General features: G+C 43.6%; 12 protein-coding genes and 1 pseudogene. 3 read left to right on the plus strand and 10 right to left on the minus strand.

Annotated elements, in window-relative coordinates:
* Window positions 1-392: 392 nt before the first annotated feature.
* From nrdG to nrdD (R7F64_RS13280), 3 genes and pseudogenes are all read right to left on the minus strand, one after another.
* Window positions 393-860, minus strand: a complete 468-nt coding sequence (nrdG, locus tag R7F64_RS13270; RefSeq protein ID WP_029796034.1) for an anaerobic ribonucleoside-triphosphate reductase-activating protein — start codon at window positions 858-860, stop codon at window positions 393-395.
* 6 nt (window positions 861-866) lie between these two features.
* Window positions 867-3,008, minus strand: a complete 2,142-nt coding sequence (nrdD, locus tag R7F64_RS13275) for an anaerobic ribonucleoside-triphosphate reductase (RefSeq protein ID WP_412034467.1) — start codon at window positions 3,006-3,008, stop codon at window positions 867-869.
* 249 nt (window positions 3,009-3,257) lie between these two features.
* A pseudogene (nrdD, locus tag R7F64_RS13280) lies at window positions 3,258-4,115 on the minus strand (anaerobic ribonucleoside-triphosphate reductase); the annotation flags it as partial.
* A gap of 309 nt (window positions 4,116-4,424) precedes the next feature.
* Between nrdD (R7F64_RS13280) and R7F64_RS13285 the strand changes: the two are divergent.
* On the plus strand, window positions 4,425-5,288 hold the full coding sequence (locus tag R7F64_RS13285; RefSeq protein ID WP_033907051.1) for an endonuclease/exonuclease/phosphatase family protein: 864 nt from the start codon (window positions 4,425-4,427) through the stop codon (window positions 5,286-5,288).
* 36 nt (window positions 5,289-5,324) lie between these two features.
* Here the strand turns inward: R7F64_RS13285 and R7F64_RS13290 are convergent, their stop codons facing one another.
* Genes R7F64_RS13290 through R7F64_RS13300 form a run of 3 tightly spaced genes read right to left on the minus strand, consistent with a single transcriptional unit; the run spans window position 5,325 to window position 6,489 of the window.
* Window positions 5,325-5,765, minus strand: coding sequence for a YeeE/YedE family protein (locus R7F64_RS13290; RefSeq protein ID WP_318071774.1), 441 nt, complete (start codon window positions 5,763-5,765; stop codon window positions 5,325-5,327).
* 14 nt (window positions 5,766-5,779) lie between these two features.
* Window positions 5,780-6,193, minus strand: a complete 414-nt coding sequence (locus tag R7F64_RS13295; protein ID WP_412034468.1) for a YeeE/YedE family protein — start codon at window positions 6,191-6,193, stop codon at window positions 5,780-5,782.
* 5 nt (window positions 6,194-6,198) lie between these two features.
* Complete coding sequence (locus R7F64_RS13300) at window positions 6,199-6,489, minus strand: ArsR/SmtB family transcription factor (protein ID WP_005376206.1); 291 nt, start codon at window positions 6,487-6,489, stop codon at window positions 6,199-6,201.
* Between the two features lie 151 nt (window positions 6,490-6,640).
* Here R7F64_RS13300 and R7F64_RS13305 point away from each other — a divergent pair, with 151 nt between their 5' ends.
* Complete coding sequence (locus R7F64_RS13305; protein ID WP_318071776.1) at window positions 6,641-8,344, plus strand: FAD-dependent oxidoreductase; 1,704 nt, start codon at window positions 6,641-6,643, stop codon at window positions 8,342-8,344.
* A gap of 66 nt (window positions 8,345-8,410) precedes the next feature.
* Here the strand turns inward: R7F64_RS13305 and R7F64_RS13310 are convergent, their stop codons facing one another.
* Window positions 8,411-9,109, minus strand: coding sequence for an aspartate/glutamate racemase family protein (locus R7F64_RS13310; RefSeq protein ID WP_054575437.1), 699 nt, complete (start codon window positions 9,107-9,109; stop codon window positions 8,411-8,413).
* 140 nt (window positions 9,110-9,249) lie between these two features.
* Window positions 9,250-10,050, minus strand: a complete 801-nt coding sequence (locus R7F64_RS13315; RefSeq protein ID WP_054575971.1) for a PhzF family phenazine biosynthesis protein — start codon at window positions 10,048-10,050, stop codon at window positions 9,250-9,252.
* Between the two features lie 143 nt (window positions 10,051-10,193).
* Here R7F64_RS13315 and R7F64_RS13320 point away from each other — a divergent pair, with 143 nt between their 5' ends.
* Window positions 10,194-10,643: a YkgB family protein gene (locus R7F64_RS13320; protein WP_318057748.1), complete on the plus strand. Its 450-nt coding sequence runs from the start codon at window positions 10,194-10,196 to the stop codon at window positions 10,641-10,643.
* Window positions 10,644-10,841: 198 nt separating this feature from the next.
* Here the strand turns inward: R7F64_RS13320 and R7F64_RS13325 are convergent, their stop codons facing one another.
* Both R7F64_RS13325 and R7F64_RS13330 read right to left on the minus strand, forming a co-directional pair.
* Window positions 10,842-11,318 (minus strand): DM13 domain-containing protein, encoded by a 477-nt coding sequence (locus R7F64_RS13325; protein ID WP_318071777.1) that lies wholly within the window; start codon window positions 11,316-11,318, stop codon window positions 10,842-10,844.
* Between the two features lie 195 nt (window positions 11,319-11,513).
* Window positions 11,514-13,838, minus strand: a complete 2,325-nt coding sequence (locus tag R7F64_RS13330) for an FdhF/YdeP family oxidoreductase (protein WP_318071778.1) — start codon at window positions 13,836-13,838, stop codon at window positions 11,514-11,516.
* Window positions 13,839-14,155 lie beyond the last annotated feature (317 nt).

Consider the following 14,155-nt stretch of genomic DNA (forward strand, 5'->3'; position numbering starts at 1 on the left):
CCCCTTGCGATGCGGCAACATCTTTAGGGTTAGTGACACGGTTATTGTAGCCCTTTAATATTAGGTATATTTCTATTACCTATCAAGTACTTCTTGAGCTTTGTCTTGCTGCGCTTTTGTATTTTCGAGATTATCAGACAATGTTTTAACGTTTTGATGAGTTGCTATCCGTTCTGCAATGATGTAATCCATGTACGATCTTACCTACGTTCACAAAAACACTCCCTCCTTCAGCGAACCATGGACGAACTGAAATTAGCATTGCCTGTAGAACTTAGGGAACGGAATTAGATATATATCAAACACGCAAATGTCCAGAGACGGACCTACACGATAAGTCCAAGCATATTTTTGCCCTATTACGTACTGACACCATTTCAGGATTCGGAACTCTATAGAGTGAACCTATGTATGATCTGATTCGAACTTCCACGCCATAGTAATTCAGGATCGTACTTATCTTGCTCAAACTTACCATCAATTAGAACATCTATATGCTCTACTATGGATCTTTGATCTGAAGACAGTTCATCTATGGTATAACCAGTCCACATCCAAATATCTTTATCAGGACATTCCTCTTTCACTCTAACCACCAGTTTATATATGCTCGCTGTGTTTGCAGGGTGTAGAGGGTCACCACCTGATAGTGATAATCCGCGCCTCTTAATGCGCGTATCTTTAAGGTCTTTGATTATCTGGTCTTCCATCTCTTGGGTAAATGGGTGACCAGAATTAGGATTTAACGTTGATTTGTTGTAGCAGCCTCGGCAGTTATGTTCGCACCCTGCAACAAACAGGGTGCAACGTGTACCTTCACCATTAACAACATCAACTTGCTGATATTTATGGTAATTCATTAGTCTCTACATGTGTTTAACACGTCGAATAACTTCTTCTTGCTTACCCGAGTTGAATGGTCGAGCGTCAGGAGAACCCAAGTATCCACAAACACGACGTGTAACTGATACTTTTTTAGGATCATGGTTTCCACATTTCGGACAAGTGAAGCCTTTGCTCGTACACTCGAACTCACCTGCAAAACCACACTCGTAACACTCATCAATTGGAGTGTTTGTGCCGTAATAAGGAACTCGGTCGTAGCTGTAGTCCCATACATTCTCTAGAGCTTCGATATTGCGCTGCATGTTAGGGAACTCGCCGTAACAGATGAAGCCACCACTCGCTAGTTCAGGGTATGGCATCTCGAAATCGATCTTGTCGTATGGATTAACTTTCTTCTGCACATCAAGGTGGAAGCTGTTCGTGTAGTAACCTTTGTCCGTAACGCTATCTAGTACACCGAACTCTTTAGTATCTAGTGAGCAGAATCGAGTACACAAGTTTTCAGAAGGCGTGCTGTATAAGCTGTAGCCCCAGCCACTTTGCTCTTTCCAGTCATCAACTTTGTTCTTCAGGAACTTAACGATCTCGATACCTTTCTGGCGCAGAACTTCGTTATCGAAGACATGCTCACCATCTTTGGCATATAGTGCGTTGATAGTCTCGTGAATACCGATATAGCCCATCGAGATAGAGGCACGGCCATTCTTGAAGATGTCTAGTACTTCATCATCTGGGTTTAGGCGAACACCTAGAGCACCTTCGGTGTATAGAATCGGTGCAACGCGAGCTTTCACACCACGAAGTCGATCAATACGTGTCTCTAGTGCACGGCGAACAAGTTCAGTACGCTCTTCCAAGATTTCGTAGAACTTAGCCTCGTCACCATTAGCCTCGATAGCGATACGTGGTAGGTTAAGGCTCACTACGCCAAGGTTATTACGTCCTTCATGAACTTCATTGCCATTCTCATCTACGTAACGACCTAGGAAACTACGACAGCCCATTGGGGCCTTAAATGAGCCAGTAACTTCTACAACTTTGTCGTAGTTCAGAATGTCTGGATACATGCGTTTTGAAGCACACTCTAGAGCAAGTTCCTTAATATCGTAGTTTGGATCTTCTTTCTTAAGGTTGATGCCATCTTTGATTGTGAACAACAGTTTAGGGAAAACCGCAGTCTTCTTGTTTTTACCTAATCCCTTTATTCTATTCTGGAAAATAGACTTTTGAATGAGTTTAGATTCCCAGCTTGTCCCTAGACCAAGGTTCACACTCAAGAACGGGGTCTGCCCATTACTTGAGAAAAGCGTATTGATCTCGTACTCAAGAGATTGGAATGCATCATAGACCTCTTTCTCTGTAAGTTTACGCGCATAAGCCTCAGGGTTCGGCACATCCCACTCTTTTGCCGTAGCAAGGTGCTTCTCATGACTTACTGTAACGTAAGGTGCTAGTACCTCATCTAGTCGGTTCAATGTAGTGCCACCATAAGTATGGCTAGCTACTTGCGCTACTATTTGGGCAGTAACAGCTGTAGCTGTTTGGATTGACTTAGGTGTGTCGATTTCTGCATTACCCATGCGGAAACCGTTCTTCAGCATGTTCTCTAGATCTACAATCATGCAGTTGAACATCGGGAAGAATGGAGAGTAATCCAGATCATGATAATGGATTTCACCATTCTCATGTGCTTGAACGATGTCACGCGGTAGCATGTGGTGCTTTGCGTAGTGCTTAGAGATGATACCAGCAAGAAGATCTCGCTGTGTCGGAATAACCTTGCTGTCCTTATTTGCATTTTCATTCAGTAGGTCAGCGTTGCTTTGCTCTACCAAACCAGAAATTTCAGCACTTAATGCACTTGCTTTTTCACGTTGTATATCACGGTCATGGCGATACTCAATGTAAGCACGAGCCACATCTTCATCGACATGCATTAGTTCTTTTTCTACTAGAGACTGGATCTCACAAATCTCAATCTCGGTTCTGCCATTCATCTTCTCGCATACGTTAGCGGCAACAATATCGCCAAGTTCGCGCTTAGGGCAGTTGATGCTTTCTGCTGCTGATTGAACAGCATTCTTAATTAGTTGAGCGTTAAAGGTTGCTTTTGCACCGTCACGTTTAACCACAACTGCTGATTCGTGTTGCTTCATAATCATGTTCATTTCTCCTTATAGTTTTAGTTTTTAAGCTGCAATTTGAAAGGCTTGTTTTTGAAGGTTTTGCTTTTTCGCAAACTCACGAGAGCACTCTCGTGAAAAAATAACCAATTCAGCTAGGTGAAATGAATTCTGTATTGCCATTGAACCCGCTAGTTTAGAGGCTTGTAGTGCAAGTGAGAAGTATCCTTGAGAGAAGTAGTACGCACACACACATAGAAGTTTCATAAAGTTCTTTACTACATAATGCCCATTCGCCGTGTGTAGCGTGTTTACCTCGTACTCTAGAGATTGGAACGCGTCGTAACACTCTTTCTCAGTGCGTGCTTTTGCGAACTCTTCTGGCTCAGCAATGTTCCACTCTTTTGCGATCTCTAGGTGTTTCTCGTAGCTTGTGATTACGTACGGTTCTAGAACCTCATCAATACGGTTGATGGTTGTACCGCCGTAAATGTGGCTCGCGACTTGAGCAATGATTTGCGCGGTTACCGCTGTTGCAGTCGAAATTGATTTTGGCGTATCAATCTCAGCGTTACCCATTTTAAAACCATGCGTCAGCATGCCTTTAAGATCGATAAGCATACAGTTAAACATTGGGAAGAACGGTGCGTAGTCTAAATCGTGGTAGTGAATGTCACCCACTTCGTGCGCTTGAACCACATCGCGAGGAAGAATGTGCGTCTTCGCATAGTGTTTCGCTACGATACCAGCCAACAAGTCACGTTGAGTCGGAATTACTTTGCCGTCTTTGTTCGCGTTCTCGTTGATTAGATCCAGATTACTTTCTTCAATCAAACCTTCGATTTCGCGAGTTAGTGAACTTTGCTTCTCACGAGCGATGTCGCGATCGTGGCGATATTCAATGTAAGAACGCGCTAGGGCTTTGTAAGGACCTTGCATGAGTTCATTTTCGACTAAGTCTTGAATCTCATGGATGTGAACTTCATCGTGTTCTCTTAACTGTAACTCGACAGCAAGAGCCACATTAAGAGCATAAATAGCGACATCTTTATCTTTGTTTTCCGCTGCTGCTTCAACTGCTGCTTGGATACGATCCCTGTTGAACGGAGCTCTTGATCCGTCGCGTTTGATTACGATTGGTTTCACCTTGTTCTCCTTACCCGAGCATACTCACAGAGTTATCCACAAACACACTATATGGGGTTATTTTTTATTCTAGCAACACAATATATTGTGGCGTATTTAACGAGAAGCACCACTCGAAAACATTGATTTTGATCAATAAAGATTGGCTAGCGAACAAGAAGAAATCGATCTTATTGGCGTTGATCTCAGTTGCGAAGAAAACCATGAAAATTGCAAAATTGGTACTAAATCTACTTGCTATTTTTGGAGGTCTTGTAGGATAAAGGATGGAAAGGAATACGCTAAAAGATAGGAGTGCAACAGGCCAAAATGCGATCACTTTTTGTTACGTTAATATTACTTTTTAGTTCTCTTTCATTTGCTCAAAACTCCATCAATCTAACCAGTTGGAACATAGAATGGTTATCTATAGATGGTGGAAAAGTGTCGAGAACACCACAAGATTTTGAAAAACTGACCCACTATGTGGATAAAACACAAGCCGACATTCTTGCTTTTCAAGAAGTCGAAAGCGTCGCTGCAATGCAAAAAGCTGTTGGCAATGACTTCACTATCTATCTTTCCGATCGTTCAAACGCCTCCAACCGACACCTTCAGTTTAACGACACCAACCAATACACAGGCTTTGCCGTGCGCAATGGCGTAAGCGTATTAGACAAGCCAGACTTCTCTATCACACGAGGCAACAGCAAGCTGCGCTTCGCGAGCTACCTTGTTTTAAATCCAAACCAAGAAAACGAGACTCACCTACTCTCTGTACATCTGAAAGCGGGTTGCAGTGGCGCGTATCGTAATAACCGCGATTGTAAGATAGTGAAACAACAAGGACAGGCACTAGCTAAGTGGATAAAGGCGCGCGAGGACAACAAACAACATTATGTCGTGCTTGGCGACTTTAACCACAACTTGGGTTATCAAGGAGATTGGTTGTGGGACGTGATATCGGACAATACTAGTGCAAAGCTAGTTACTAAAGAGACTAAAGCGGAATGTAAAGTGCGTTCTAATCGTAATCCGAATAAAACCCACCAATTCCGCTCGGTGATAGACCACATTATTGTGAGTGGTGATTTAAAGGCGTCGTCTGGTGTTCAAACCGTTTTCAAAACACAAGATGTACTCGACTATAAACTGAGTGACCATTGCCCGGTTTCTACGACACTCACTTTTTAGCGTTTAAGTACTATTTTTAACGTTGAAGTACTTTCTTTATTGACGAACCACTCTTTTAGCGGTGAATGACCCAGCCAACATTGCCACTATAAAGAGCAGAACTTGTGTGTTGCCAGTGAAAAGGCTGGCAACCGCAGGACCAGGACACACACCCAGTAACCCCCAACCAATACCAAACAGTACAGCACCACCGACTAACTTTTTGTCTATCGCTTTAGAAGTTGGGCATACAATCTCATCACCAAACACAGATTCGCTTCTTGGCTTTATTAATAAAAGATAAGCTGGAACGAACACCGCAAGTGCTCCGCCCATAACGAAAGCTAAGCTTGGGTCCCATGAACCGGTAATATCAAGAAAGCCAATCACTTTTGCCGGTTCAGCCATACCAGAGACCACCATACCAATACCAAAGAGCACACCAGAAAATGCAACAACGGACATTTGCTTAATACTTTTCATTACATGAGTTTTCATAACGGCACTATTCCTCACGATACTAGCAAGACGGTTAACATGGCTGTGGCCATAAAAGTACACGTCGCGACCACAGAACGGATTGAGGAACGCCCTATCCCACAAATGCCATGACCACTAGTACAACCATTGCCGATACGCGTACCGACACCGACTAACAAGCCAGCAACGATAACTAAAACAACAGAGCCGCTGTACTGTTCTGGTACATGCCCGCCAAGAACATAAACAGCAAACACGCCACCTAATACCATCGCAATTAAAAAAACAATTCGCCAAACGCGGTCTGCGCTCTCAACGGCACCGTTTAAGATCCCACTGATCCCAGCAGTCTTGCCAGTAAATAGCATCAGTGTTATCGCTGATACGCCAACTATTATGCCGCCCAACAGCGACATCCAAGGAACTTCAAACATAGCAACCGCCAAACTAATTACTTACAGAAAACTTGCTTAAATGCCTCAACCAGCGGACCAACTCTTTCATCAGAAATTGAATAAAATACCTGCTGAGAAACTTTTCTAGCTTTAATAATGTCGTGCTTTCTCAATACGGTGAGATGTTGTGAAAAAGCAGATTGGCTTAATGATGAACCTTCAAACAGTTCACCGACCCCTTTCTCGCCTTCAATCAGCTTACACATCACGATTAGGCGCTCTGGATGAGCCATAATTTTAAGCAGCTCACTCGCTTCGGTCGCACTTTGTAGCATACTGTCGCCCATTCTTATGCCTCTTCATTACTACATTACATTTCATTAGATATTACTAATTAATATTATTAAGTCAATGCTAATGTAGATTAAATAACATTAGACTCAGCTAATTTATTTAAGTAAGGTGTAGGCGTTTTCGATCATTCAGCAGGAGAAATCCATGAGCAAAATCGTGATTATTGGTGGGGTTGCTGGAGGTGCATCTGCAGCAGCTCGCGCTCGTCGTCTTAGTGAAGACGCAGAAATCATTATGTTTGAACGCGGTCCATTTGTGTCATTTGCAAACTGTGGCTTGCCCTATCACATTGGTGGCGATATCCAAGAGCGCAGCAAACTGCTTCTTCAAACGCCTGAGAGCTTTTTAGCGCGTTTCAATGTTGATGTCCGTGTGATGAACGAAGTGGTTTCTATTAACCGTCAAGACAAAACGGTTACGGTTAACAATTTGCTTGATGGCTCGGAATACCAAGAGAGCTACGACTTTCTTCTACTCAGCCCTGGCGCAGGTCCAGTTGTGCCGCCTATTCCGAGTATTGATAACCCGTTAACGCACTCGCTGCGCAATATTCCAGATATGGATCGCATCATTAAAACGATCGAAACCAACAAAGTTGAACACGCTACGGTCGTTGGTGGTGGTTTTATCGGTTTGGAAATGATGGAAGCCTTCCACCAGCTAGGCATAAAAACCACATTAGTTGAAATGGCGGATCAAGTGATGACGCCAGTTGACCGTGAAATGGCTGGCTTCGCACATGCTGAAATTCGTGAGAAAGGCATCGACCTTAAACTTGGCGTCGCACTTGAGTCGGTGAAATTCGTACCTAACGAGCACGTGGCAAGTTTCGACTCTGGTGAGAGCGAAAAACACCAACATCTAGAAGGTGAATTGGAATTAACACTAAACAATGGTGAAAGACTCACCACCGATATTTTGATTATGGCAATTGGTGTTCGCCCCGAGACCAAATTAGCAAAAGAAGCTGGCTTAGAAATCGGCGCTCTTGGTGGTATTTATATCAATGAATACATGCAAACCAGCGATCCTTCGATCTACGCTGTCGGCGACGCGGTAGAAGAGAAAGACTTTGTGACTGGCGAGCAAACTCTAGTGCCACTTGCGGGCCCGGCAAACCGTCAAGGCCGAATGGCAGCAGACAACATGCTTGGCCGCCAAGAAACTTACCAAGGTACGCAAGGCACGGCGATCTGTAAGATTTTTGATTTAGCCGTCGCTTCTACTGGTAAAAACGAGAAACAGCTGAAACGTGAAAACATCGCTTATGAAAAAGTGTATGTGCATACAGCAAGTCACGCGAGTTACTACCCAGGTGCAGAAACCGTGTCATTCAAAATGCTGTTTGATCCAGTAACAGGTAAAATATTAGGTGCGCAAGCAGTAGGTAAAGACGGTGTTGATAAACGTATCGACGTAATGGCAGTTGCTCAGCGTGCTGGTATGACGGTAGAGCAACTGCAACACCTCGAGCTAACTTACGCGCCACCTTATGGCTCTGCTAAAGATGTAATTAACCAAGCGGCGTTTGTGGCAAATAACATCATCAAAGGTGACGCGATTGCGATTCATTATGATGAAATGGATTCACTGACAGAAGACCAACTGTTACTTGATGTTCGTAATCCTGGTGAATTGGAGTCCGTTGGTTATCTTGAAGGTGCAATTAATATTCCTGTCGATCAACTACGTCGTCGCATGCACGAACTTCCTAAAGACAAAGAGATCGTGATTTACTGTCAAGTTGGGTTACGTGGTAACGTAGCATACCGTCAGCTGGTCAACAATGGTTACAAAGCCCGCAACTTGATTGGTGGATACAGAACTCTCAAATTTGCTCGCTTATAACTTGATAATAAAAAGAGAAAACCACGTGCTTGGTTTTCTCTTTTTTTGCAGGAAAGAAAGCGTAGATCATTCACCTTCAATTGCCAAACGGACTGCTGCTTGAGCATGGATAGAAGTGGTATCGAGTAGTGTAACATCGGTGTGACTTTGGTTTACAAGTAAGGCAATTTCAGTACACCCGAGAATCACAGCTTCAGCTCCCTGCTCTTTTAGTTTTTCAATAATTTGCAAGTATATCGTCCTTGACTCCTCTTTGATTTCACCTTGGCATAACTCTTTATAAATAATGTTATGTACTTTAGAGCGGTCGTCTTGATCGGGAATTATGACATCAAGCCCATAACGGTCGGAAAGCCTTCCTTTATAAAAGTCTTGCTCCATTGTGAATTGAGTACCAAGGAGTCCGACCTTTTGAACCCCTTTCTCACGAAGTAACTCAGCAGTCGCGTCTGCGATATGTAGTATGGGGATATTAATACTGGCTTCAATTTGAGGCGCAACTTTGTGCATTGTGTTAGTACAAATAAGAATGAAGTCAGCGCCCCCTTTTTCTATTGAAGATGCAGCATCAGATAGAATGCTTGCCGTTTCTTCCCATTTACCTTGATGTTGAAGTTTCTCTATCTCCGAAAAATTCACGCTATACATACAAATTTTTGCGGAATTTAGGCCGCCTAACGCCTCTTTGACTCCTTCGTTGATCAATTTGTAATAACTAAGCGTCGACTCCCAGCTCATACCACCTAGAAGACCGATAGTTTTCATATAACTCTCCAATCGTTATACACCACCGTGCCAGGGGTGTTTTTACAAAAAAAAATCAGCCACTTAAATAAGCAGCATTCAAGCGTCTTCACTATTGAGCATTGGGTAACACGAAAATAAAATCATTCCCACAAGGACCGCTACGCGATTCTCATATATCCTCGCAATATCGTTACTGCATTTCCAGAAAGCTTAACGTGCTCAGTGCTTAACAACTCTGTATGGACGACCCCACTTCTCTTGGAGGCTTGGAAGCCTTTCAGTTGCTTTTTGTTGAGCTCTTTAGCCCAGTAAACACATAAAGCGCAATGTGCAGAGCCTGTAACTGGGTCCTCATTAACACCTACCCAAGGCGCGAAGTATCGAGAGACAAAATCGGCGTCAGTGCTTGATTGAGCAGTGATGACGACGCCACGGCCTTTTTGTTTAAGCAGCGCACCAAAATCAGGGTCGAGCTGTTCAAGCACAAATTCATTATTAATGACGATCAACTGCTTATTATCAAACTGACCGTAGGCGGCTACATTGGCGGCATCTAGCCCCAAGCCATGAAGTAAGTCTTTGTTAATACTCGCTCTCATATCTAAAGTTGGAGCAGGAAACACCAAATGAATTTCTTCATGATCGAGTTGTGCAGTTAAAACCCCGGATAGCGTAACGAACTCAATCGTATCTCCAGTATTATATAACCCCTGCTCTTTCAGAACGTGCGCCGTTGCAAGTGTGCCGTGTCCACACAAAGCAACTTCCGTCCTCGGTGTAAACCAACGAAGTTGCATTGTACTGAGTGACAGAAATGCCGTTTCAGATAACGACATCTCGGCCGCGATGGCCAACATCGTTTCCTCATCAAGGCTTGACTCTGTGATACAAACACCCGCGGGATTACCTTTGAAAACCTCTGATGTAAACGAGTCAACCTGAAAAATTTTAACTTCCACGAAATATCCTTAAGTTCTATCAAACACGTAATTCTGTATCACGTGATTTTTAATATCTGTTTGAGCGAAAAAACCTATGAAATTTTCTACCAACCTTATAGGTCTTGTTGGAAGCGCTAACAAACAGGAGAATGTAGTTAATTATGCAAAACGTAAAAAGCCATCATCAATGTGACTCAATTGGATATCTTATCGGAGTTTTCGGCGTTTCTTTAGTTCTAATATGGATTGGTATTTATAAATTCACACCTACAGAGGCCAAGCTTATACAACCGCTCGTTGAAAATCATTTTCTGATGAGTTGGTTGTATGATGTGATGTCAGTTCAAACCGTATCAAACATCATTGGCGCAACAGAAATCATTGTCGCTATTGGATTAATCGTTGGCCTTAAAAACACACGAGTCGCTTATTTTTCTGGCATAGCCGCCGCAATTATTTTTCTTGCGACACTCAGCTTTCTAATTACGACACCGAATACATGGAAAGTGTCTGATGGGGTTTTGGTGACAAACTTCTTTTTAGTAAAAGATATTCTATTTTTAGCCATTGCGATTAGCGTCATCGAACGAAACAACCCAAACAGAGAATAACTCTAAATAGTTCGAAATCTTGTTTTTCCAGAACGTAGCCTGAAAGGTGCAAACGACTTACAAGTCGAATGGTTCTGTCAATAACTCTAAACAAAGACTCTTAAATTTAGAATGTTTAAGAGTCTTTGCCTTCTAATGATGCGAAACAACATCCTAGCGTAAAGTGAAAAGAAAAGCCTTTTACTCTACTGCTAAGGTTTATTGATACTTTGCCGAAGTAATGAACTCACCGAATGTCTCGCACCATACAACAACCGTATTGTATTCAGAAATTGAAGTGCTTTGAGGAACCTCAACAACGAAGTTATCGAACGTTTTGACATCACCAATTAAGCTCATTTCAGATTTAAGGTCATTAAACTCTTGTTCCGTTTCGACAAACTTAGGAGATAGATAGAGTTTATAGTCTGGTCCGGGAGCGAGTTTTCCTACCAACGTAATGACTTCAGAACTCAAATGAATTTCTCCCTCTCCCCAATGAAAAGCATCGCTACCTTTGAGTTCCCTCTTAAACGCTGCGCTGTATTCTGCGCCTTGCTTACTCTTAGCAACTTGCTCATCGGTCGGCGCAGGTGGTGCAATAAGGATCGGTAAAGTATAGATACCTATCGCAATGCCAATAGAAACTGCCACTAAGTGACTGATTGTTAATTTAATTATATTTTTCAAGGTCATAAGCATCTTCTTATTAGTTTTACTACTTGAATTTAGATTCAAATCGGCCTTATCTGTCTATTATCGAGCAGCATAATGTCATTAACATTATACACAAGCTATGCGCACTAAATGCAGACTGAGCGCAATTAAAAACGGCTGATAATTAATATCAGCCGTTTGCTTATCGGAAATGTCGTTGTGCCGGTTTGGTCACTATTCCGCTTCCACCAAAGCGATCTTATCGGATATCGATTTTTCCAATTTTATCGCAATAAACTTAGAGGTTGGCGTAAACGTTCTATCCCCATAACTGTCCAAAGGAACTAATGGGTTTGTTTCTGGATAGTAAGCCGCCGCCTGACCTGCTGGTACATCGTAGGCAACAAGCGTAAATCCGCTTACGCGACGCTCTACGCCATCTTCCCATAATGACACCATGTCCACTTTGTCGCCCGGTTCAAAACCGAGTTTACGAATATCCGCTTCATTGATAAACAGCACTTCGCGCATACCAAATACTCCACGATAACGGTCATTCAAGCCGTAAAGTGTCGTATTGTATTGGTCGTGTGAGCGCATGGTTTGCAAAATCAAATCTGGCTTTTGGCCTTTTTCGAGTATCGCTTCGCTGATCAACTGCTTCGGCAACTCGCTAGAGCTGAACTGCGCTTTGCCGCTTGGTGTGTTCCATCGACGCTCAGCAGCTGGGTTTACCAAGTGGAATCCACCCGGGTGTTTAAGCTTATGGTTAAAGTCGGTAAAGCCCGGAATCGTGTCGGCAATCAAATCGCGAATACGGTCGTAATCTTCAATCGCCCACAACCAATCAATTGGTTTTGCCCCCAGTGTCGCATTGGCAATACCGGCAATAATCGCTGGTTCTGAACGCAAATGCTCCGAACGCGGTTTTAGCTGACCAAATGAGATATGTACCATGCTGAAGGTATCTTCAACCGTCACGCCTTGTGGGCCAGTCGCTTGCAGATCAATCTCAGTACGGCCTAAGCATGGAAGGATAAGCGCATCTTTACCTGTGACAAGGTGAGAACGATTTAACTTCGTCGAAATATGTACGGTTAAATTACAGTTTCGCATCGCGTTGTGCGTACGTTCTGTGTCTGGCGTTGCTTGTGCAAAGTTACCGCCCAAACCGATAAATACTTTCGCTTGCCCTTCTTCCATCGCTTTAATGGCTTGCACAGTGTTGTGGCCTTCACCACGCGGGACGTCAAAGTTAAATCGACTTTCAATGCGATCCAACAACAGATCTGAAGGTTTTTCATCAATGCCCATCGTACGGTCGCCCTGAACGTTACTGTGACCACGCACTGGTGAAAGCCCCGCTCCCGACTTACCAACGTTACCTCGTAACATTTGCACGTTTGCGACTTCTTTAATGGTTGGCACAGAGTGACGATGCTGAGTCAACCCCATCGCCCAACACATGATCACACGTTCTGCACGTCGATACATGCTCGCCACCATCTCGATTTCACTTAAATCAAGACCCGATTGTTCAGCGATGTGTTCCCAAGAGGTTGCGTCCACTTCAGCCAAATACTCATCAATACCTATCGTGTGTTGCTTGATGAACTCACGGTCAAATACCGCTTTGCCACCGTTTTGCAATGCCTCGCGTTCCCATTGCAACAAGAATTTCGCGATGCCACGAAACACTGCCATGTCTCCACCTAAAGCAGGACGCAGGTACGCCGTGTTGGTAGGCTCTGAGCCGTTACTCAACATCTCAATCGGCATTTGTGGGTTTTGGAAACGCTCTAATCCGCGCTCTTTCAGCGGGTTTAGACAGATAACCTGTGCACCACGTTTTACCGCTTCGCGCAGAGGTTCAAGCATTCGTGGGTGATTCGTGCCCGGGTTTTGACCAATCACGAAAATCGCGTCGGCTTCCTCAAAATCATCAAAGATCACTGTGCCTTTACCAACACCAATAGTGTCTTTCATCCCGATTGCACTGGCTTCGTGACACATGTTGGAACAATCTGGGAAGTTGTTGGTACCGAATGCGCGCACAAATAGCTGATACAAAAACGCCGCTTCGTTGCTTGCACGACCAGAGGTATAAAACTCAGCTTGGTGTGGTGAATCCAATTGATTGAGATGTTTCGCGACAAGTGCAAAAGCCTCATCCCAAGAGACTGGCACGTAGTGATCGGATTCAGCATCGTATCGCATTGGGTGCGTGATACGGCCTTGGTATTCCAACCAGTAATCGGTTTGCGTTGAGAGAGAAGATACGCTGTGATTGGCAAAAAACTCAGGATCAACCAGACGATTGGTCGCCTCCCAGTTTACCGCTTTCGCGCCATTCTCACAAAAATTGACTTTACCACTATCTGGCGACTCGCCCCATGCACATCCCGGGCAGTCGAAACCGCCATTTTGGTTGGTTTTGAGCATAGTGCGAATGTTTTTAACTGCATTTTCACTGCCCCACCAACTTCTGGTTACGGCTTTCAGTGCACCCCAACCACCAGCTGGACCTTTGTATGTTTTTATTTGTTCTTTTTGGCTCACGACTTTACTCCTCGCAGATATACCAGCAAGCAGGGTGCCCGTGAAAACAAGCGCGTTATTTATTGAGATAATGCGGAAGTATTGAAGGGCTTAGTTTCTAATCCATGTATTTTTTAATCCAAATAAGTAACCACTCAACATACTCTCGCTTGTCCGAGCGTTTACTTATCTAGATTCTTGATATCGGATACCCGCCTACTGTTTCTAAGACTGGTAGATTCAATTTGCATTGTTGCGTCTTGATCTAAATCAAAGATTAAGTCGATATTCAATATGCGTCCAATTGATAATCCTGACCGAGCGATAAACAAAATCTA

Source organism: Vibrio sp. Vb1980, from assembly GCF_033338615.1.
Lineage (GTDB): Bacteria > Pseudomonadota > Gammaproteobacteria > Enterobacterales > Vibrionaceae > Vibrio > Vibrio alginolyticus.